The organism is Paremcibacter congregatus (assembly GCF_006385135.1).
Classification (GTDB): domain Bacteria; phylum Pseudomonadota; class Alphaproteobacteria; order Sphingomonadales; family Emcibacteraceae; genus Paremcibacter; species Paremcibacter congregatus.
In genome coordinates this window covers 1,182,446-1,204,533 of sequence record NZ_CP041025.1, presented here as the reverse complement: position 1 = coordinate 1,204,533, position 22,088 = coordinate 1,182,446, and the positions used below count along the sequence as shown (strand labels likewise).

Here is a 22,088-nt window from a genome sequence, read left to right as displayed (position 1 = left end):
GCGGATATGAATGATACAGCCCCTTCAACCCCGATGAACCATGACACCATGGATCACAGCAATCACACCATGTAAGGGACAGATCAGATGATTGAATCTATTATACGCTGGTCCGTCGGCAACCGTTTTTTTGTGCTGCTCGCGACCCTGATTTTAGTCGGCACGGGACTATTCTCCCTGAAGAATACACCTGTTGATGCTCTCCCCGACCTGTCGGATGTTCAGGTGATTATTAAAACCTCATATGCCGGGCAGGCCCCCCAGGTGGTCGAAGACCAGGTGACCTATCCCCTGACCACCGCCATGTTGTCAGTTCCCGGCGCAGTTACCGTACGTGGATACTCCTTCTTCGGTGATTCCTATGTCTATGTCATTTTCGATGAAAAAACAGATCTCTACTGGGCGCGCAGCCGGGTGCTGGAATATCTCAGCCAGGTCGCCCCGTCCCTGCCGGTAGACGCCCGGCCTCAACTGGGCCCTGATGCCACCGGTGTCGGGTGGGTTTATCTTTACGCCCTGATCGATAAAAGCGGCAAACACGACATCAGCCAGTTGCGCAGTTTACAGGACTGGTTCCTCAAATATGAACTTCAAACTGTGCCTGGCGTATCCGAAGTCGCCGCGCTCGGCGGGATGGTCAAGCAATATCAGGTCAAGGTCCATCCCGACAAACTGCGGGCCTTCGGCATTCCCTTGTCCCTGATCCAGACCGCGATACAGCAAGGAAATCAGGAAATTGGCGCCTCCGTCATTGAAATGGCGGAAGCAGAATATATGGTGCGCGCCACCGGCTATTTGCAAAACAAGACCGATATCGGAAATATTCCTCTGGGGGTTAATCCAAAAGGTACGCCGCTTCTCCTGAAAGATATTGCCGACATTAACATCGGGCCACAAATGCGCCGCGGCATCGCCGAGCTGAACGGCAAAGGGGAAACCGTTGGCGGCATTATTGTGATGCGGTTTGGCGAAAATGCCCAGAAAACCATTGAAGGCGTCAAAGCCAAACTTGAAAAACTGAAGCAAGGCTTGCCGGAAGGTGTCGAAGTCGTCACCGTGTATGACCGCAGCGGTCTTATCGAACGGGCGGTGAAAAACCTGTGGATCAAACTGCTGGAAGAATTCGGCGTGGTCGCGCTGGTCTGCATGATCTTCCTGTTCCATATTCGCTCGTCTCTGGTCGCAATCTTCAGCTTGCCTGTCGGCATTCTGACCGCGTTCATCATCATGCACATGCAAGGCCTGAACGCCAATATCATGTCGCTTGGTGGCATCGCGATCGCCATTGGCGCCATGATCGACGGGGCGATTGTCATGATTGAAAACATGCACAAACATATGGAACGCACGCCTCTGACCAAGGAAAACCGCTGGAAAGTCGTCGCCGATTCTGCCAGCGAAGTCGGCCCGGCGCTATTTTTCAGCCTGTTGATCATTACCGTCAGTTTTGTTCCTGTATTTACCCTGGAGGCCCAGGAAGGGCGTATGTTCTCCCCCCTTGCCTTTACCAAAACCTACGCCATGGCGGCCTCGGCGGCCCTGGCCATTACATTGGTGCCGGTATTGATGGGCTATTTCATCCGCGGACACGTCATGCCAGAGCATAAAAACCCCATCAACCGGGTTCTGACCGCCAGCTATATGCCGATATTGCGTAAAGTACTGCAATTTCCCAAGGCGACGCTTCTCGGCGCTCTTGTGATTTTCATTATCGGTCTCTGGCCGCTGGACAGGATTGGCAGCGAATTTATTCCGCCTCTGGATGAAGGGGATCTGATGTATATGCCAACAACCTACCCCGGCATTTCCATCGGCAAGGCCCGGGAATTGCTACAACAAACCGACAAGCTGATCCGCACCGTTCCGGAAGTCAAAACCGTGCTTGGCAAGGTTGGCCGGGCGGAAACGGCGACCGACCCCGCCCCCCTGACCATGATCGAAAGTTTCATTCACCTGAAACCCCGGTCAGAATGGCGCCCCGGCGTAACGACGGAAACCTTGAAAAAGGAACTGGATAGTCTGGTCAAGCTGCCGGGGGTCACCAATGCCTGGGTCATGCCGATCAAAACGCGGATTGACATGCTGGCCACCGGCATCAAAACACCGGTCGGAATCAAGATTGCCGGCCCCGACCTGGGAGAAATCCAGAAAATCGGTCAACAGCTGGAAACCATCCTGAAAGATGTTCCCGGCACGGCTTCTGTCTATTCCGAGCGGGTCGCCGGCGGGCGTTATATCAAAGTTGATATCAATCGGGAAAAGGCCGCGCGTTATGGCCTGAACATTGCCGGTGTCCAACAGGTCGTCGCCTCCGCTATCGGCGGCATGAACGTCACCCAGACTGTCGAAGGACTGGAACGTTATCCTGTGAATATCCGCTATCCGCAGGATTACCGCAATTCGCCGGAACAACTGGCGCGGCTGCCCATTGTCACGCCCGGGGGTTTGCGGATTTCACTTGCCGATGTCGCCGAGATCAAGATTGAAGATGGTCCCCCAGGCATCAAGAGCGAGAATGCCCGTCTCAATGGCTGGACGTTCATTGATATTGAAGACATGGACCTTGGCAGTTACGTAGAAGACGCCCAGGTAATTGTCCAGCAACAACTCGACCTGCCGGCTGGCTATTCAATCACCTGGTCAGGACAGTATGAATATATGCTCCGCGCCAAGGAAAAACTCACCTATGTCGTTCCCTTGACCCTGGCGATCATCATAATCCTGCTCTATGTCAACTTCCGCAATTTTGTAGAGGTTGCGATTATCATGGGCACCCTGCCCCTGGCAATGGTCGGCAGCATCTGGTTAATGTATCTGCAGGGATATAATTTCTCTGTCGCGGTCGGGGTTGGTTTTATCGCCCTCGCCGGGGTGGCGGTGGAAATCGGCGTCATAATGCTGGTATATCTCAACCAGGCCTATCGGAAGATGCGGCAGGACTGTGACGAACAGGGTATCCCGCCCCGGGCGGAAACACTTGCCGAGGCCGTCCTTCAGGGAGCCGGCATGCGGGTCAGGCCGGTGATGATGACAGCGGCCGCGATTATTGTCGGCTTGCTGCCCATTCTTTATGGTACGGGCACCGGGTCAGAAGTGATGAGTCGTATCGCCGCGCCTATGGTCGGCGGCATGGTCAGCGCCGTTTTGCTGACCTTGCTGGTGGTGCCCGCCGTTTACTACCTCTGGCGGAAATCCGACCTGAAAGATAAGGGCTAGTACCGCACCTTGACATAACTTCCGGGGGCATCCTCTATCACATCAAGAGGACCGTCCCCGGGAATACGCGCAGCCACCTTGGCGCCGGACTTAGACCGCAGCCATTTGTGCCAGTCTTCCCACCAGGAGCCCACATGGCTTGTGGCGCCCGCCAGCCAGTCTTCCGGGTCATGGGGGACGTCCTCATTCTGCCAGTGATTATACTTCTTGGCGCTTGGCGGATTGACCACGCCGGCAATATGCCCCGACCCGGCCAGCATAAATTTTTTAGGTCCGGAAAAGCTCCAGGTATTTTTATAGACCGACTTCCACGGACAAATATGATCGGTTTCCGCCGCCTGGATATAGGTCGGAATATCCACCTTGGTCAGGTCCAGAGGCGTGCCGTTCATGACCACCGTATTGGGTTTGACCAGATTGTTGTTGAGATACATTTCCTGCAGATACTGGCTGTGGCAGGCCCGTGTCAGACGGGTATTGTCTCCATTCCAATAAAGCAGGTCAAAGGGGAACGGGTCCTTGCCCTTCATGTAATTATTTATCACAAAAGACCAGATCAGATCATTGGCCCGCAGCATATTAAACGTATTCGACATGGTCCGGCCGTCCAGGAATCCGTCCCGGGCCATCATCTGTTCCATATCGGCAAGCTGTTTTTCATCGACAAAGATGGTCAGTTCCCCGGCCTCACTAAAATCGGTCTGGGTCACAAGAAAGGTCGAGCAGCCAATCTGACCGAGGTCATCTTTCGCCGCCAGATGCGCCAAAGTGCAGCTTAACATCGTCCCGCCAATGCAATAGCCCACAGTATTGATCTGCTTCTCGCCCGTGGCCTGCTTCACCTGATCAATGGCGCTCAGTGTGCCAAGACGCATATAATCACTCATATCCAGATCCGCCATCGAAGCATCCGGATTACGCCAGGAAATGATAAAAACACTATAGCCCTTGTCGGTCAGCCATTTGACCAGTGAGTTCTGGGGCCGCAGGTCAAGAATATAAAACTTATTAATCCACGGCGGCACGATCAGCAGCGGCTTTTTATACTGTTTCTCGGTCGTCGGGGTATATTGGATCAATTCGATCAATTCATTGCGGTATAACACCTTACCCGGCGTGGCGGCGACATTGCGGCCGGGTTCGAATTTCATATTATCCGTCATGCTGACAGTGAATTTTCCTGTCTCCGCATCATAATCCCGCAGAACATTCTCAAACCCCTTGATCAGGTTCTGCCCTTTGCTCTCCACCGTTTCCCGCAAGACTTCCGGATTGGTCAGAGCAAAATTGGTCGGCGACATCGCCTCGATAAACTGACGGGTGAAGAATTTCAACTTGTCTTTTTCATGACCGCTAACCGGGTGGATTTCATCGACCGCATCATTGAGCCAACGCGCCGTCAGCAGGTAAGATTGTTTGATGAAATCGAAAGTCTGGTTTTCCTGCCATTCCTGATCCGTAAAGCGCCGGTCATCGGCGGCGGGTGTGATGGCCGGTTCCACATCGGTATCGCCCAGCATTTTTCGGGATGCGTTCTGCCACAAGGTCATATAGTCCTGCCACAAAGTCATCTGCTTTTCGATCAGCTTTTCCGGGTGCGCCGTATAATATTTTGAAAGCTCAATCAGGGTTTCGCCAATATGCATCGGATCTGACTCCAGGTCAGATTTCTGGTCGTTTTGAGCTTCGAAAAAATCGTGGGCCATTTTGTGAAATTCGGCGGTCATTTCCCGTAAATTTTCCGAAAACTGATCCAGATCCGATTTATCTTCACTCATACCTGTTCTCCATGGCCAACATTTCTGCTTATTTGTAAAACACTAGTACGACCAGAGCGGCTTGTAAATATGATAGTTTTTTTACGAGATTCACGTAAAAGGCAATTTCTTTTGTCATGGTTTGCTGCTACATAATGATCCCCATGCGTTTCAAGGCTTATCGTCTTGCGTCATTTCGCCACAAATGACACGCGCATCATCAGTATATAGAGCCATAATTGCATCACGAGGAAGACATGGAAAAGGATTTTTACCGCATCAAGAGATTACCCCCTTACGTATTCGCAGAAGTCAATGCGATGAAAGCGCGGGAGCGCGCGGCCGGGGCGGATATCATTGATTTCGGTATGGGAAATCCGGACCTCTCCCCGCCACAGCATGTAATGGACAAACTGACCGAGACCCTGAAAAATCCGAAAGTACATCGCTATTCCGCCTCCCGCGGGATTCCCGGCCTGCGCAAGGCGCTCAGCGCCTATTACGACCGGCGTTTCAATGTCGATATCGATCCGGAAACCGAAAGTATTGTCACCCTAGGGTCCAAGGAAGGCCTGGCCAATCTCGCCCAGGCCATCACCGCGCCCGGCGATGTCATTCTGGTGCCGAACCCCAGCTACCCCATCCATCATTTCGGGTTTATCATCGCTGGCGCCACAATCCGTCATATTCCCGTGGCCACCGCCAGCGAATTTATGAGCGGACTGGAGAATGCCGTCAAACACTCGATCCCGAAACCGTTGGCGATTGTGATTAACTTTCCCTCCAACCCGACCGCGGAGGTCGTGGACCTGGAATTTTACAAAGACATTGTAAATTTTGCCCGCAAACATGAAATATACATTCTGTCGGATCTTGCCTATGCCGAGATATATTTTAACGACACCCCACCACCTTCCATTCTGGAGGTGCCAGGGGCCAAGGACGTGGCGATTGAGTTCACATCACTCAGCAAAACCTATTCCATGGCTGGCTGGCGCATGGGCTTTGCCGTCGGCAACAAGGATCTCATTGCAGCACTGACCCGGATGAAGTCTTATGTGGACTACGGCGCCTTCACCCCGATCCAGGTGGCTGCGACCGCGGCGCTCAATGGCCCTCAGGACTATATTGATTATGCCCGCGGGGTCTATAAATCCCGCCGCGATGTGCTGATCAAGGGACTGGCCGAGGCCGGTTGGAATGTTCCCTCACCAGAGGCCACCATGTTCGCCTGGACACGGGTGCCGGAACTCTGGCGCGACCTGGGCTCAATGGAATTTACCAAACAATTGCTGAAACATGCCCATGTGGCGGTCTCGCCCGGCGAGGGATTCGGCGAATATGGCGAAGGATATGTCCGCATCGCCCTGGTGGAGAATGAACAGCGCATCCGGCAAGCCGTACGCAACATCAAGAAATTTATGATCGATAGTCCGAAGATCATCGAAGACCTCAAGAATGGAGTAGACAAGTGAGTAAGCCCCTGAAAATAGCCATCGCCGGATTAGGAACTGTCGGTGTCGGTGTGATCAAGATTATCGAGCAACATAACGATATGATTGCTGCCCGCGCCGGACGTGCCATTGAGGTGGTCGCCGTTTCCGCCAGCAATCGCAGCCGGGACCGGGGCATTGATATAACCGCTTATGACTGGGCCGACAACGCCCTTGATTTTGCCGAACGGGATGATGTGGATCTCGTCGTCGAGGTGATCGGTGGGTCTGACGGTGTCGCCAAGGAACTGGCGCAACAGTCTCTGGAGCAAGGCAAATCATTCGTCACCGCCAACAAGGCTCTCATCGCCCACCACGGTGCAGAACTCGCCGAGATCGCCCAGAATAATGGCGTGGCCCTGCGTTTTGAAGCCGCCGTCGCCGGGGGTATTCCGATCATTAAATCCATCGGCGAAGGCCTCGCCGCCAACAAGCTGACCGAAGTACATGGCATTCTTAACGGCACAACCAATTATATGCTGACCCAAATGGAAGCCACCGGCAAGGATTATGGAGAGATCCTGGAAGAAACCAAACTGCTTGGGTATCTCGAAGCCGATCCATCCCTTGATCTCGACGGTATCGACGCCGGCCATAAACTGGCCATTCTCAGCAGCGTGGCATTTGGCGTCAAAACCAACTTTGAAAATGTTTATATGGAAGGCATTCGCCGGATCAAGCTGCTCGACATTGAATATGCCAAGGAACTCGGCTACCGGATTAAGCTTCTGGGGATTTCCCGCCTGTCTGAACAGGGCCTGGAACAGCGGGTTCACCCCTGTATGGTGCCCCGCTCCGCCCCGATCGCCCATGTAGACAATGGCTTTAACGCCGTCGTGGTTCAGGGCGATTACATTGACCGGACATTTTATGAAGGCCGCGGCGCCGGTGAAGGGCCGACCGCCTCTGCTGTCGTTGCCGATATTATTGATGTCGCCCGTGGTCATAACGGGTCTGCCTTCTTCGTTCCGCAACATCTGATGCAGGATGTCCCTCCGATCGACATTTCGGATCGCATCGGTTCTTACTACATCCGTCTGCATGTCCAGGAACAGCCCGGCGTGATTGCCGATGTCACCGCAACATTGCGTGACCAGGATGTGTCCCTGCAGGTTATGCTGCAAAAAGGCAGTGAGCAGGACGGCAGCGTCTATATCGTCATGGTAACCCACGAAACTCAGGAAAAGAAGGTTACAGCAGCGTTAAAGCAAATTGACGGATTATCTACAGTTATTGATAAAGCACTGGCAATCCGCATCGAGAATTTGTAGAAAGAACCAACAGATTTTATTTTTACAAAAATACACAAGGAAAAAATGAATGTCCTTTGACTCAAATATGGATCGTTTGCTGGTAATGGATCTCGTGCGTGTAACAGAGGCCGCAGCGGTTTCCGCCGCCAAGCTGGTCGGCATGGGCGATGAGAAAGCCGCCGACGCCGCAGCGGTTGATGCCATGCGTACTGCCCTGAATAAAATGGATATTCAGGGACGGGTTGTAATCGGTGAAGGCGAACGGGATGAAGCCCCGATGTTGTTTATCGGTGAAGAAGTCGGTTCCGGCAAAGGACCAAAAGTTGATATTGCGCTTGATCCTTTGGAAGGCACCACCATCGCCGCCAAATCCATGCAAAACTCCCTGGCGGTAATCGCCTTGTCCGAAGAAGGCGAAATGCTGAACGCCCCTGACGTTTATATGGACAAGATTGCGGTTGGCCCTGGCCTGCCATTGGGTGTTGTCGATCTCGACAGAACACCGACAGAGAATATCCGCGCCGTGGCCGAAGCCAAAGGCCGTTCCGTCAGCGACATTCTCGTGTGTGTCCTGGACCGCCCGCGCCATGCAGCCCTGATTACCGAAATCCGCGCCGCCGGCGCCCGGGTAAAACTCATCGGTGACGGGGACGTTGCCGGTGTCATCGACACCACCAACCCCGCCACCAGCGTCGACCTTTACATCGGTTCCGGGGGCGCGCCGGAAGGCGTTCTTGCCGCCGCTGCCTTGCGCTGTCTCGGAGGCCAGATCCAGGGCCGCCTGACGTTCCGCAATGATGATGAACGCGCCCGTGCAGCCAAATGGGGCATTGAGGATCTCGACCGGAAGTATTCTACAGAAGACATGGCAAGCGGCGATGTCATCTTCGCGGCTTCCGGGGTCACGGATGGCTATCTGTTGCGCGGTGTTCACCTGACGCCGGACGGCAGTGGCTATGAAACAGAATCTGTTGTCATGCGGTCCAAAACTGGCACCATTCGCTGGGTCAAAGGCCAGCACAAACGCAACAGCAATGACTGAAACAACACCACAGGAAGATTATCTTCTTGATGTTGAAACATCGGTAACCGGGCGGGCCTGGAAACAAAGGCCCGCCGAATACCGCATTACACAAGCCATCGCCCAACAGTATGACTTGCCGGAAATCGTCGCCCGTGTGGTGGCCGGGCGGGGCATCGACCTGGATCAGGCCGCCGAATTCCTCACCCCCACCCTGCGTCAGGCATTGCCTGACCCCTCACATTTCAAAGACATGGACAAGGCCTGCGCCCGCGTGGTAACGGCCATCGAAGCCGGTCAGAAGATCGCTGTCTTTGGCGATTATGATGTGGACGGGGCTACATCATCAGCGGTTTTGAAGCGTTTTTTCACCGCCATAGGCCAAGACCTGATCGTTTATATTCCCGACCGAATCACAGAAGGATATGGCCCCAACGCCAAGGCCCTTCTGGACCTGCGTGATCAGGGCGTGGACCTGGTGATTACGGTTGATTGCGGCATTGTATCTTTTGATCCTTTGGCCGCCGCCCGTAAAGCCGGACTTGATGTGATCGTCATGGATCACCATCAGGCGGAACCCCGTTTGCCCGATGCGGTGGCCGTGGTCAACCCCAACCGCCTGGATGAACCGGAAGGTTACGGTCAGATGGCGGCTGTCGGCGTCAGTTTTATCTTTGCCATCGGCATCAACCGGCTGCTGCGCCAAAAAGGCTGGTATGATGCGCAGAACGTCCCTCAACCCGACCTGATGCGCCTGCTGGACCTCGTGGCGCTCGGCACCATTTGCGATGTCGTACCCCTGACGGGGGTCAATCGGGCTCTGGTGACCCAAGGCCTGAAAGTGATGGCCGGGCGCAGCAATGCCGGGATTCGCGCGCTGGGTGATGTCGCCGGTATCAAGGAAACCCCGGGCACCTATCACGCCGGCTTTCTGATCGGCCCCCGGGTCAATGCCGGTGGACGGGTAGGACGCGCCCCGGTTGGCGCCCTGATCCTCAGTACCGACGACGATCATGAAGCTCAGCAGCTGGCTCAGGAACTCCATACCTACAACGCCGAACGTCAGGCCATTGAACAAATGGTTCTGGAACAGGCCATGGCCCAGGTGGCCGGCCGTATCGGCGCCGGCGGCGAAGCTCCACCCGTGATTGTCGCCACGGGACAGGGATGGCATTCCGGTGTCATCGGCATTGTCGCCGGGCGCCTGAAAGAATTCTATCAACGTCCAACCATCGTGATCGGCATTGATGACCAGGGCATGGGCAAAGGCTCCGGCCGGTCTATTTACGGGGTCGATCTGGGCGCAGCGATCACAGCCGCCCGTCAGGCCGAAATCCTGACCGCCGGAGGGGGACATGCCATGGCCGCCGGTCTTAGCGTACCAGAAGCCCGCATTGGCGACCTGGAGGCCTTCCTGCTGACGCGTATGATGGGGGATGTAGATACCGCCCTGCAAACCCTGTCCCTGAAGCTGGACGGGTCTTTAAGTGTTTCCGGGGTCACCACCCGCCTGATTGATCAATTAGCGCAGGTGGGACCCTATGGTCAGGGCAATGCCCAGCCGCGCTTCGCCCTGCCCCGGGTGACTGTCCAGTATGCCGGTGTCGTCGGCAAGGATCATGTCAAATGCACCCTCAAGGGCGATGATGGCGCCCAAATCAAGGCCATGGCGTTTCGCGCAGCCGACCAACCCCTGGGTCAGCTGATTTTATCCTCCCGCGGGCAGAAAATTCATGTGGCCGGCACCTTGCGTAAAAACAGCTGGAACGACAGGGTTTCTGCGGAAATTTTCATTGATGATGCGGCAAAGGTTTAGGGGCCTGGAAAAAAAACAGACTTTTGCGAAAAAACCTGTTGACCGATGAGGAATGAACCTTTAGAAACCACCTCACCGAACAAGACGGCCCCTTCGTCTAGCGGTTAGGACGCGGCCCTTTCACGGCTGAAACACGGGTTCGATTCCCGTAGGGGTCACCACTCTCTTTCAAAGAGAAATGACAAAGTCTTGTTCCGGTTACCCACTTCCCCCTGTGGCGGGGTAGCTCAGCTGGTTAGAGCAGCGGAATCATAATCCGCGTGTCGGGGGTTCAAGTCCCTCTCCCGCTACCAAACTTCTCTCTTTTACCATATCCCTCAGACTTCGGATACGGCTCGCCTGTTCATATAAACAGGACGGCAGAAGAACCCTCCTGCCGTCTGTTGAATGGTCTGGTTTTAACTTTCTTCGGCTAGTCTTTGTAAATTCCGATCACCGGCGCATCGTGCCCCTTGATATAACCGCGATACATGCCCTCGGTATTGAAGGTCATCGAAATATTGCCGTCCTTGTCAACTGCGATGATGCCGCCATCGCCGCCCATCTTGACCAGCTTGTTCATCACAATCGCGTCGGCGGCTTCCTGCAGGCTGACGCCCTTGTATTCCATCATGGCGCATACGCTGTGGGCAACCGCTGCGCGGATGAAATATTCGCCGTGCCCCGTGGCGGACAGGGCGCAGCTGTTGTTGTCCGCGTAAGTCCCGGCGCCGATGACTGGCGAATCCCCGATTCGGTTCCAGCGCTTGTTGGTCATCCCGCCGGTGGATGTGCCCGCCGCCAGGTTGCCATGCATATCCAGCGCCGCCGCGCCGACAGTACCGAATTTCTGATCCGGGTCTTCCGGATCGTAGCCCAGTTCCGCGATTTTATCCGACTTCTGGTCACCGTCGTGATCAAGCATGGTTTTGTCTTTTTTCCGCGCCCGTTCCAGCTGCTTCCAGCGGTTCTCGGTATAAAAGTAAGACGCATCCACCAGTTTGATATCCTGCGCCTTGGCGAATTCCTCCGCCCCGGCCCCCGCCAGCATGACATGTTTGGAATGGGTCATCACTTCCCGCGCCAGATTGATCGGATTGCGCACATGGGTCACCCCGGCGACCGCGCCGGCGTTCAGGTCACGGCCATCCATAATCGAGGCATCCATTTCATTGCGGCCCTCATGAGTGAAGACAGCGCCCTTGCCGGCGTTGAACAGCGGCGAATCTTCCATCACGTTGATGGTTGCCGCCACCGCATCCACGGCCTCTCCGCCCCGATCCAGAATCGCCTGTCCGGTGCGCAGGGCTTCTTCCAGTTTGGCCCGGATCGCGGCTTCGCGCTCATCCGTCATATTCTTTTTCAAAATGGTGCCGGCCCCGCCGTGTATCACCAGAACATAATTTTTCTTCTCCACTTCATGCGCCTCCACACTGAAGGATGTCATCATCATCGGCAAGGCAGCACAAGCCCCCGCCAGTAAAGATTTGATCACTCGACATGTCATAGTTTTCTCCCTATTTATTGCCCCAATTTAATATCGCGGCCAGTTTACACCATCTTATGACGATTGGAAGCGGCAAAATGGCCCCCCAGGCCGGCAGTTATTACTTGCCCGAAACAGAATTAAATATGTTTGACTCTTTGTTCTAGAATAGTTATTTTAATTCATGGTTAGAACAGCAGAATTTGAAGACCACACTTTTATTCAGGCCAGCCTGGAGTTGATTTCCCTCGGGGGACCGGGGGCGACAACCATGGCCGCTATCGCCAAATGCGCCGGCGCGCCCACAGGGTCCATTTACCACCGCTTCCCCTCACGCAACGCCTTGCTCGGCACCGTGTGGCACCAGGCCCTCGACAGCCTGACAATGGCGACAACCCCTGCCCTCCTGCAGGGCGACAGTCAGGGCGCGGTCACCGCCTTGCTCGACTGGGCCGAAAGCCATCCCAAGGAGGCTCGCCTCATTCTGCTTTATGAAGAAAGCGACCTGATCGACGGCCCGCTACCGGAAGAAATTCACAAGGCCATTGCCGCCCGGCACCGGGATCTTGGCACAGGATTGACTGCCCTGCTCGCCCATAAGAAGAAGACCCTGTCTGCCGCCAATCTGGCGCTGGCCAATTTCGCCATTTTCGATGGCCCTATCGCCGCCATGAAACCGTTACTCAGGGCGAAGAAGGCGGCCATGCCCCTTAATACCTGTCGCGCTGCGGCTCTAGCATGCGCCCGCACGACCCTTGACCTTTTGGAGTAAGATATGAATTTTCCCACTCAGCGTTGTCAGGAAATCCTGGAAGGCTACCCTCATGGCCCCATCACCCTGCATACGAAAGACGATTTCGCCCAGATGGCCAAGATCGGCCGGATCGCGGCGGAAACACTTGACCATATTACGCCCCATGTTGTCCCCGGCATCTCTACTCTGGCGCTGGATGGCCTGATCCACGCTTACATGATCAGCCGCGACACACTGCCGGCCACTGTCGGCTATCACGGCTATCAACATGCAAGCTGCATCTCGGTCAATCATGTAGCGGTGCATGGCATTCCCAGCGACCGCAAGATCCTGAAAAAGGGCGACATCGTCAATATTGATGTAAGCCCGCGCTTTGACGGGCCGGAAGAAAATCACTGGCACGGGGACACCAGCCGAATGTTTGTGGTCGGGGGAGCCGCCCCGATCAAAGCGCGCAGATTACTGGAAGCCACAGAGAAGGCGCTTGCCGCCGGCATGGCCGCCGCCCGGCCGGGAAACTATCTCAACGACATTGGCATCGCCTGCGAACAGGTGGCCTGCGCCTATGGCTACAGCATTGCCACCGAATTCTGCGGCCATGGCATCGGGCTGACCTTCCATGACAACCCGGAAGTGCTCCATGCAGAGGCGGAGGAGCCAGGCCCAATGTTGCGCCCCGGCATGATCTTCACCATCGAACCGATCCTGAACATTGGCCGCCCGGAAACCAAGGTCCTGAGCGATAACTGGACCGCCGTCACCCGCGACAGAAGCCTGAGCGCACAACTCGAACATACAGTGGGCATTACGGAAGACGGATTAGTGGTGTTTACGGAAAGTAACGTGAACTGACACACCTTTAGCGATATTACGATGCTCCCGGATCAGGCCCGGGGTGATAAAAGAAGAAAGGAGACAGATCACTCCCCCTCAGTAAAACTCACCTTTTGCCGTTCCCGACCCTTGGTGAAAATGCGGGTGCGGATGTCGCCATTCATTTCCACATTGACCGTGTTTTTCTGTTCCTCAAACTGCTTCATAAACAAGCGATTGATAACGGTGAACTGAGATGGGTCCGCCGGCAGCGGCGCCTCCTGATAAATCAGCACATTGTCCGTGGCATACTCCATACCGATCCAGCTGAGCGGCAACCGTTGCCCCTCCCCGTCATACAACGCAAAGGCCCCCTCCACAAAGTCCCGCAACAAGGCCTCGAGTTCCTTTTCTCCAAGTCCCGCCGGATTGCCGACCGTGACTTGCAGCATATCTTCCACATCATGGGTGAACAACCGATGGACGATTTCCACTGTTTGCTTTTTTTCCCGCAGGTCAATCTGCGTAAAAGCGGCATAAAAGCGGTGTGCGTGGCCCACCTGAGCCACGCACACCAATATCATCAAACTCAAAAGAGCCGGTTTCAGAACCCTCATTTTTCAGGCGAGTCCTCTTTCTCTTTTTTGTCGTCATCCTCGCTTTTCAGCTTGGTTTCGAACTCTTTCATCATGTCGCGGCTCTTTTTGCGCTTGATCAGCTCAAAGCGGGATTTCTCAATCCGCCGCGGATAATGATTATTCTCCATATTGGTATCAGCAATCTCCCAGTAAGGATCAACGCTGATCGAGGCAATCACCTTGTCGGTGATCAGCGCGCGCGTGACCTTCTTGGCATTTTTGCGCCAGATTTCCGCATTAATGCGAATCTCTTCCTTGCTGCCATCTTCATAAGTCACTTCCAGAGGTAATGGCATTACAAGACCGCCGATATTGCTGAAATGCAATTTGTAAATATTGGACTTGTTGGACAACAGCGCTTTCTGCCAGTCTTCCAGCCCCTTGATCAGGCTTGTATAGTCATTGCGTTGCTTGTTGGTGACCGTGAATTCATCATGCTCGTTATAGAAATCGAGCAATTCCGGGAAACGATCCGTGCGTTTTTCAAGTTCCTGATCCGCGCGGCGCGCCGGTGTCAGACCCTTTTCCTGATCTTTCGCCCGCTTGATGGCCTCTTCGATTTCCGGATCCTTGGTATCAATATTAAAACGCTCGACCTTGTCCAAAGAGACATCGACATGCTGCGTGGTATAGAACCAGCCACGCCAGAACCAGTCGAGATCAACACCACTGGCGTCTTCCATAGTACGGAAGAAATCAGATGGGGTCGGCCGCTTGAACTTCCAACGCCGGGAATATTCCCGGAACGCAAAATCAAACAGCTCTCTGCCCATTACAGTTTCCCGCAGGATACGCAGGGCGATGGCCGGTTTCGCATATGCATTATTGCCGAACTGCAGGATGGATTCGCTGTTGGTCATGATTGGCACCTGTTTGGTGCTTTTCATGTAATTGACGATCTGGTAAGGCTCGGCCCGACGGGTCGGATAATCCTTTTCCCATTCTTCTTCCGCCAGATTCTGCAAGAAGGTGTTGAGGCCTTCATCCATCCATGTCCATTGGCGTTCGTCGGAATTGACGATCATCGGGAAATAATTGTGCCCGACCTCATGAATGATCACAGAGATCAAACCATATTTGGTACGGCGGCTATAGGTTTTCTTTCCCGTCTTTTTATCCAAGGTCGGACGCGGACCGTTGAAACAGATCATCGGATATTCCATACCCCCGACAGGCCCGTTTACGGAAATGGCCACAGGATATGGATACACCAGGGAATAGCGGTTATAAACTTCCAGTGTGTGAATAATTGCCTGCGTGGAATAGGCAGACCAGATCGGATTGCCTTCTTCCGGGTAGAAAGACATCGCCATAACGGTTTTGTCGTTTTCTTTCTGGTAAAAACCCTGTGCGTCCCACAAGAATTTGCGCGAAGACGCGAAAGCAAAATCACGCACGTTATTGGCCTTGAAACGCCATGTCTTGGTTGTTGTCGCCCGTTTCTCGAGCTTCGCCGCCGCATCTTCCGTTGTGACGATCATTACCGGCGTTTTAGACGTTTTGGCCTTTTCAAGGCGTTCGCGTTCTACACTGGACAGGACGTCTCGGGGGTTTTGCAGAACACCCGTCGCGGAAACCACATGATCCGCCGGCACCGTAATGGCAACTTCATAATCCCCGAATTCCAGAGTGAATTCGCCATTGCCAAGGAACTGCTTGTTGGTCCAGCCATCATAATCGGAATAGGCTGCCATGCGCGGGAACCACTGGGCAATTTCATAAATATAATTGCCATCTTCCTTGAAGAATTCCTTGCCGCCCCGAGCACCGATAATGGTCGCATCCAGCACGTTATAAGACCAGTCGATATTGAAGCTGATCTTCTGGCCCGGACGCAACGGCGTCGGCAGGTCAATCCGCATCATCGTGTCATTGATCACATGTGGCAGTGGCGCCCCGCCACTGTCCGTCACCCGGGAAATTTTATACCCGCCCTCATAGGTCTCTTTATATACCTCGGCCCGGATTGCACCATAGCCGGCTTTTGCATCGGCAGAGGAGAAAGCCGATTTGTCCTGGCCTGAATTATGGGCGAACCGGTTCTGGTCCAGCTGTATCCATAAGTACCGCAGCGTATCGGGACTGTTATTATAATATTTCACCTCGGCCGAACCGATAATGCGCTGCTTGTCATCATCCAGCGTCACATCAATCTTGTAGTCCGCCTGCTGCTGCCAGTATTTATGACCCGGCGCGCCGGATGCCGTGCGATAGACATTTGGTGTCGGCAACACTTCATCGCTAAGCTGACGAAAGACATCATTTAATTGTTCGGTGGTTTGTGCACTGGCCAGATTGGCCGAAACGCAACTGAATACTGCTATTATCCCAAGCAGGAAGAACTTCTTCATGTGTGATTTCCCGATTATCATGATTATTATTTTATACAACTTGGGTAATACTATAGCGGGATAATTGATTAATCAAGAAAAACGCTGTGATTTAATGGACCATTGCCCGCCCCAAAGCCCGGCGCGGCAGAAATTGCTTTCTGGACGTATTCACGGGCCTGTTCCACCCCTGTCAGCACCCCTTTGCCCTGCGCCAGTCCTGTGGCGATTGCCGAGGCCAGCGTACAACCGGTTCCGTGGGTATGGCGGGTTTTTATCGCAGGGCTGCTATATTCAAAAACCCCTTCGCTGCACACCAGAACATCCGTCAGGATATCGGCGGACAAATGCCCTCCCTTGATCAGTACGGATTCCGGGCCAAGGGCGCGGAGTTTCTCCCCCGCCTGTTTCATTTCCGCCACTGTTGTGATCTCCGGCCCGTCCAGCAATTTTGCCGCCTCCCCCAGGTTGGGGGTAAGAAGCGTGATCAGGGGGAACACATCCTGCTTCATGATATCAATCCCGCGCGGACTGAGCAGTTCATGCCCGCTGGTCGACAGGATGACCGGATCAACCACCAGGGGAACGGGGGGAAGCTGACGCAATAACGCCGCCAGACTTTCAACTATTTCCGCCGTCCCCAACATGCCAAGCTTTATGGCGTCCGGTGGCATATCCTCCATTACCGCCCGCACCTGGGCGCTGACGATTTCCGCCGCAACAGGGTGACTGTCATATACCTTCAGGCTGTTCTGAACCGTAAGACAGGTGATCGCCGCCATGGCATAGCCCCCAAGCGCCGCAATGGTCTTGATGTCGGCCTGAATACCTGCGCCACCGCTGGGATCAGACCCGGCGATGGTGAGTATCTTTCCATGAATGGATTTATGCATGAGACGTGGCTAGCCGGTCTTTTTAAGCTGTAATTCTTCGATGGAAGCAATGATATCATCGACAACTGCCGTGATCAATGTTTCATCCTGACCTTCCGCCATTACCCGGATAACAGGTTCTGTTCCGGATTTGCGGATCAACACCCGGCCAGTATCTTTTAGACGTGCTTCTCCGGCCTCAATCGCGGCGATAACAGACTTCTGCATTAACGGATCTGTCCCGGCCATATAACGGGTGTTTTTTAACAGCTGGGGATAGGCGGTATACAGATTACATATGTCACTGACGGGTTTTCCCGTGGATACCAGAACGGACAGGATCTGCAAGGCCGCGATCAGACCGTCACCGGTCGTCGCATAATCACTCAGCACGATATGACCGGACTGCTCCCCGCCAAGGTTAAGCCCTTTTTCCCGCATGGCGGCCACCACATAACGATCGCCAACCTGAGTGCGCACCAGTTCAATGCCGATAGATTCAAGATATTTTTCAAGCCCGAGATTGGACATCACAGTCGCCGCCAGGGCGTTGCCGCGCAATTCCCCGATATCTTTCAAATGCGTCGCAACCGTCGCCATCAACTGATCACCGTCAATGATCTGGCCATGCTCATCGCATACGATCAGACGATCGGCGTCACCATCAAGGGCAATACCGATATCCGCACCATGCAACACCACATTTTCACACATCAGTTCCGGATGAGTTGAGCCGCATTTATCATTGATATTCTTGCCATTAGGCTCCACGCCCAGAGCAACCACTTCCGCGCCCAATTCCCACAACACACTGGGAGCCGAACGATAAGCCGCCCCATTGGCGCAGTCCAGAACAATTTTCAGGCCATCAAGACGCTGGTTTTTCGGGAAAGTGTTTTTAGCAAATTCAATATAACGCCCGACGGCATTATGCAACCGTTGCGCCCGGCCCAGTTTCTCGGACGGCACAAGATTGTCCGCATAGCCATTGTCCATGCGGCGTTCAATTTCCAGTTCGATTTCATCAGAAAGCTTGTTGCCGTCCGGACCGAATAATTTCAGACCGTTATCGAAGAACGGGTTATGAGATGCGGAAATCATGACCCCCAGATCAGCCCGAAGAGACCGGGTCAACATCGCGACCGCCGGTGTCGGCATCGGCCCGACCATAATCACATCCATGCCTAATGAAATAAACCCGGCCGTCAGCGCAGGTTCCAGCATATAGCCTGACAATCGTGTATCTTTACCGATCACCACCCGGTGCTGATGATCGCCACGGAGAAAATGCTTTGCCGCGGCCATACCGACCCGCATCGCAACCTCTGCTGTCATATTCCCTTCGTTCGCTTTACCGCGAATACCGTCCGTCCCAAAATATTTCCGTGCCATAGATCTTTTCTTTTTTAACAGTGAATTTATTAACTTATACTCTTAACACTGAGATATTAATACTTGCTGAACGGGTTTATACTCCACCGCGAATATGGTGGAAATAGGACATTCAGACTAGTTTAGAGCTTTATTTCGCCAAAACGGTCATAATGTCAAACGTTGCCATACATCCCGCGCCTGCCGGGTTTCCCGAACATCGTGCACCCGAAGAATTTGAACCCCCTGTTCCCACCCTGCGACACCAGACGCCAGAGAGCCCGCCAGCCGCTGAGATGCCTCCGGTTCATGTGACAGTGCCCCCAGAAAACTTTTGCGGGATACGCCGAGCAAAACCGGCACCCCCAAGCCATGGAAAAAAGACAGGTTAGACAACAGGGCCAGATTATGCTCCAAGGCCTTGCCAAATCCGATCCCCGGGTCAACCAGCAGATTTGCACGGTCTATTCCCGCCGCCAGACAGACCTCCAGACGCTGTTCGAGATAATCATAAACATCCAGAAGCACATCATCATATTGCGGGTTGTCCTGCATCACATCAGGGGTTTTCTGTGCATGCATCAATATCACCGGGCAGTTTTGCTGCGCCACCAGTTTCAAGGCGTCCCCATCATGGCCAAGGGCACTGACATCATTCACGATCGCCGCCCCCGCCCCGAGAGCCGCCTTCATCACCCGTGCGTTGCGGCTGTCAATCGATATGGGAACGGATCGCGCCGCCAGCATGTCAATCACCGGGATTACCCTGGAAAGCTCCTCTTCAATAGAAACCTTCTCGGCGCCAGGACGGGTGGATTCCCCGCCGATATCAATAATATCAGCTCCTGCGGCCATAAGAGCCAGCGCATGGTCCACCGCTTTTTCCGCCTGATCATAACGTCCGCCGTCGGAAAAACTGTCCGGGGTAACATTAACGATTCCCTGAATGACAGGCTTGTCCCAGGCTATGGTTCGACCTTCACCACAGGGCAATGGCGGCCTGACGCCCTGTATCTGCCCCAGCAACCGATCCATCTCGCCCTGATGAAAAGAACTGAGGTCGGCCTGATAATCACCGATATGGCCGACAGGTAATGTAACCTCGTCAACAGCCATTCCCTCATGACGAAAGAGGATGCGCACCAGTGTGAAAGCCAGGCCTATGCCCTGCTGTCCCCCGGCAAGCCACCAGGCATGACCATCCTTTACCGCCCCGGAAGCACGACAGCCCCTGAGAAATCCCAGAGGCTGCAGATATAGTTTACTGTCAACAGGACCGTGCATACTTAATTTTCCGGTACAGGGTCAGTCCCGACACGACCATCCTTATCATCCCCCGGTTTGACACCGGCACTTGGCACAGAACCCGCGTGCGGCGTATCTTCCGGTTTGTCATCATTGGACAAATCCTTATGCAGGCTCTTGCCACTCAGGATGTCATCAATTTCATCACCGGTCAGGGTCTCGAACTCCAGCAAGGCATTGCCCAGCTTGTCGAGCATGTCGCGATTTTCCGTCAGGATCTTCTTCGCTCTCTGATAACTCTCGTCAACGATACGCCGAACTTCTTCATCAATCAGCTTGGCTGTCTCATCAGAGATATCATGATTACGCGCCACGGAATGTCCCAGGAAGACTTCTTCCTGATTGTCGCCATATTGCAGCAGGCCGAGCTTTTCGCTCATGCCCCATTTGGTCACCATTGACCGGGCCAGTTTTGTCGCCATGGAGATATCACCGGATGCACCGGAAGACACCTTGTCATAACCAAAACATATTTCCTCAGCCACACGGCCGCCCATGGCCACCGCCAGATCCGCATGCATCTTTTCCCGGGCATAGGAATAATTATCCCGTTCCGGCAAGCGCATCACCATGCCCAGCGCCCGCCCCCGCGGAATAATGGTTGCTTTATGAATAGGATCGGATGCCGGACATTTCGCCGCGACAAGAGCATGGCCAGCTTCATGGAAGGCGGTCATGCGTTTTTCGTCCTCGGTCATGACCATGGAACGACGCTCCGCGCCCATCATCACCTTGTCCTTGGCTTCCTCGAAATCAGACATGCTGACAACCCGTTTATTTTTACGGGCGGCAAGCAAGGCGGCTTCGTTCACCAGATTGGCCAGATCCGCACCGGAAAAACCAGGTGTTCCCCGGGCAATGGTCCGCACATCAACATCTGCCGCAAGTTTTGGCGTTTTCTTGATATGGACTTTCAGGATTTTTTCCCGCCCAATGATATCCGGGTTTGGCACGACGACCTGACGGTCGAAACGGCCCGGACGCAGCAAGGCAGGGTCCAGAACATCGGGACGGTTGGTCGCCGCAACAAGGATCACACCTTCATTGGCTTCAAAACCGTCCATCTCAACCAGCAACTGGTTCAGCGTCTGTTCACGCTCATCATTGCCGCCACCAAGGCCTGCGCCACGGTGACGTCCAACCGCATCGATTTCGTCGATAAAGATAATGCAAGGCGCATTCTTTTTGGCCTGTTCAAACATATCGCGCACCCGGCTTGCGCCGACGCCAACAAACATTTCAACAAAGTCGGAACCCGAAATCGTAAAAAACGGTACATTGGCTTCGCCGGCAATCGCCCGCGCCAGCAATGTCTTACCTGTGCCCGGAGGCCCCACAAGCAACGCACCCTTGGGAATGGTACCGCCAAGACGTTCAAATTTCTGGGGGTCCTGAAGGAACTCGACGATTTCTTCCAGTTCTTCTTTCGCCTCATCAATGCCGGCGACATCATCAAAAGTCACACGTCCGTGACGTTCGGTCAGCATCTTGGCTTTCGATTTACCGAACCCCATGGCCTTGTTACCGCCACCCTGCATCTGTCGCATGAAGAAAATCCAGACCCCGATCAGGATCAGGAATGGCAACCAGTTCAGGAAAAAGCCGAGGAAAGATCCGCGGTCTTCCGGCAAAGAGGTAATTTGCACCCCTTTTGCCCGCAGGTCCGCCACCAGGTTAGGATAATCTGCGGCAAAGGTATGAAACTTATTATTGGCCCCTGTAGCCAGTTCGCCAACAATATCATTGCCCTGAATGGTGACTTTACTGACCTGACCGCTTTCCACCTTGTCGAGGAAAGTCGAAAAGTCAATTTCCACCTGCGCGTCCTGACGCGCCCCGCCGTTCAGGGCAGAGAAAAGGGTCAGGAGGAGGATTATGATAATCGCCCATAAAGCAATATTACGTCCCATGTTTCACGTATCTTTCCGTTTGTAGGGCGCTCATTTTAACGCCCTCTATATTAATACACTTTACATAAATAATG

General features: G+C 54.0%; 15 protein-coding genes and 2 tRNA genes. 9 read left to right on the top strand and 8 right to left on the bottom strand.

Annotated features, from left to right (window positions below; translation table 11 throughout):
* Positions 1-87: 87 nt before the first annotated feature.
* On the top strand, positions 88-3,216 hold the full coding sequence (locus tag FIV45_RS05335) for an efflux RND transporter permease subunit (RefSeq protein ID WP_099471356.1): 3,129 nt from the start codon (positions 88-90) through the stop codon (positions 3,214-3,216).
* On the opposite strand, the gene FIV45_RS05330 is transcribed toward FIV45_RS05335, so the two are convergent.
* A complete protein-coding gene (locus FIV45_RS05330; RefSeq protein ID WP_099471355.1) occupies positions 3,213-4,994 on the bottom strand; it encodes a PHA/PHB synthase family protein in 1,782 nt (593 codons plus the stop codon). The two genes, FIV45_RS05335 and FIV45_RS05330, sit on opposite strands and share 4 nt — an antisense overlap.
* Before the next feature lie 236 nt (positions 4,995-5,230).
* Here FIV45_RS05330 and FIV45_RS05325 point away from each other — a divergent pair, with 236 nt between their 5' ends.
* The 6 genes from FIV45_RS05325 (at position 5,231) to FIV45_RS05300 (ending at position 10,849) form a co-directional block, all read left to right on the top strand.
* The gene (locus tag FIV45_RS05325; protein WP_099471354.1) at positions 5,231-6,448 is read left to right on the top strand and encodes an LL-diaminopimelate aminotransferase; all 1,218 of its coding nucleotides are present in this window, start codon (positions 5,231-5,233) and stop codon (positions 6,446-6,448) included.
* Entirely contained in the window at positions 6,445-7,737 is a 1,293-nt protein-coding gene (locus FIV45_RS05320) for a homoserine dehydrogenase (RefSeq protein WP_099471353.1), read from the top strand. The genes FIV45_RS05325 and FIV45_RS05320 overlap by 4 nt, the downstream gene beginning before the upstream one ends.
* 49 nt (positions 7,738-7,786) lie before the next feature.
* Positions 7,787-8,761 (top strand): class II fructose-bisphosphatase, encoded by a 975-nt coding sequence (gene glpX / locus FIV45_RS05315; RefSeq protein WP_099471352.1) that lies wholly within the window; start codon positions 7,787-7,789, stop codon positions 8,759-8,761.
* A complete protein-coding gene (recJ, locus tag FIV45_RS05310) occupies positions 8,754-10,556 on the top strand; it encodes a single-stranded-DNA-specific exonuclease RecJ (protein WP_099471351.1) in 1,803 nt (600 codons plus the stop codon). The genes glpX and recJ overlap by 8 nt, the downstream gene beginning before the upstream one ends.
* Before the next feature lie 86 nt (positions 10,557-10,642).
* Positions 10,643-10,717 (top strand) — tRNA-Glu (locus FIV45_RS05305).
* A gap of 55 nt (positions 10,718-10,772) precedes the next feature.
* Positions 10,773-10,849: transfer RNA gene (locus FIV45_RS05300), tRNA-Met, on the top strand.
* A 119-nt stretch (positions 10,850-10,968) separates the two neighbouring features.
* Here FIV45_RS05300 and FIV45_RS05295 read toward each other — a convergent pair.
* Positions 10,969-11,988: an isoaspartyl peptidase/L-asparaginase family protein gene (locus FIV45_RS05295; protein ID WP_412973718.1), complete on the bottom strand. Its 1,020-nt coding sequence runs from the start codon at positions 11,986-11,988 to the stop codon at positions 10,969-10,971.
* A 217-nt stretch (positions 11,989-12,205) separates the two neighbouring features.
* Between FIV45_RS05295 and FIV45_RS05290 the strand changes: the two genes are divergently transcribed.
* Positions 12,206-12,793, top strand: a complete 588-nt coding sequence (locus FIV45_RS05290; protein ID WP_099471349.1) for a TetR/AcrR family transcriptional regulator — start codon at positions 12,206-12,208, stop codon at positions 12,791-12,793.
* 3 nt (positions 12,794-12,796) lie between these two features.
* Entirely contained in the window at positions 12,797-13,627 is an 831-nt protein-coding gene (map, locus tag FIV45_RS05285) for a type I methionyl aminopeptidase (RefSeq protein ID WP_099471348.1), read from the top strand.
* 68 nt (positions 13,628-13,695) lie between these two features.
* On the opposite strand, the gene FIV45_RS05280 is transcribed toward map, so the two are convergent.
* The 6 genes from FIV45_RS05280 to ftsH all read right to left on the bottom strand — a co-directional run bounded on the left by FIV45_RS05280 (position 13,696) and on the right by ftsH (position 22,014).
* Complete coding sequence (locus FIV45_RS05280) at positions 13,696-14,205, bottom strand: DUF6702 family protein (protein WP_099471347.1); 510 nt, start codon at positions 14,203-14,205, stop codon at positions 13,696-13,698.
* On the bottom strand, positions 14,202-16,577 hold the full coding sequence (locus tag FIV45_RS05275; protein WP_099471346.1) for a M1 family metallopeptidase: 2,376 nt from the start codon (positions 16,575-16,577) through the stop codon (positions 14,202-14,204). The genes FIV45_RS05280 and FIV45_RS05275 overlap by 4 nt, the downstream gene beginning before the upstream one ends.
* 68 nt (positions 16,578-16,645) lie before the next feature.
* Positions 16,646-17,449 (bottom strand): bifunctional hydroxymethylpyrimidine kinase/phosphomethylpyrimidine kinase, encoded by an 804-nt coding sequence (gene thiD, locus FIV45_RS05270; protein ID WP_099471345.1) that lies wholly within the window; start codon positions 17,447-17,449, stop codon positions 16,646-16,648.
* Between the two features lie 9 nt (positions 17,450-17,458).
* Complete coding sequence (gene glmM, locus FIV45_RS05265; protein ID WP_099471344.1) at positions 17,459-18,820, bottom strand: phosphoglucosamine mutase; 1,362 nt, start codon at positions 18,818-18,820, stop codon at positions 17,459-17,461.
* Positions 18,821-18,967: 147 nt separating this feature from the next.
* Complete coding sequence (gene folP, locus FIV45_RS05260) at positions 18,968-20,083, bottom strand: dihydropteroate synthase (protein ID WP_099471343.1); 1,116 nt, start codon at positions 20,081-20,083, stop codon at positions 18,968-18,970.
* Between the two features lie 2 nt (positions 20,084-20,085).
* The gene (gene ftsH, locus FIV45_RS05255) at positions 20,086-22,014 is read right to left on the bottom strand and encodes an ATP-dependent zinc metalloprotease FtsH (protein ID WP_099471342.1); all 1,929 of its coding nucleotides are present in this window, start codon (positions 22,012-22,014) and stop codon (positions 20,086-20,088) included.
* Positions 22,015-22,088: the final 74 nt, after the last annotated feature.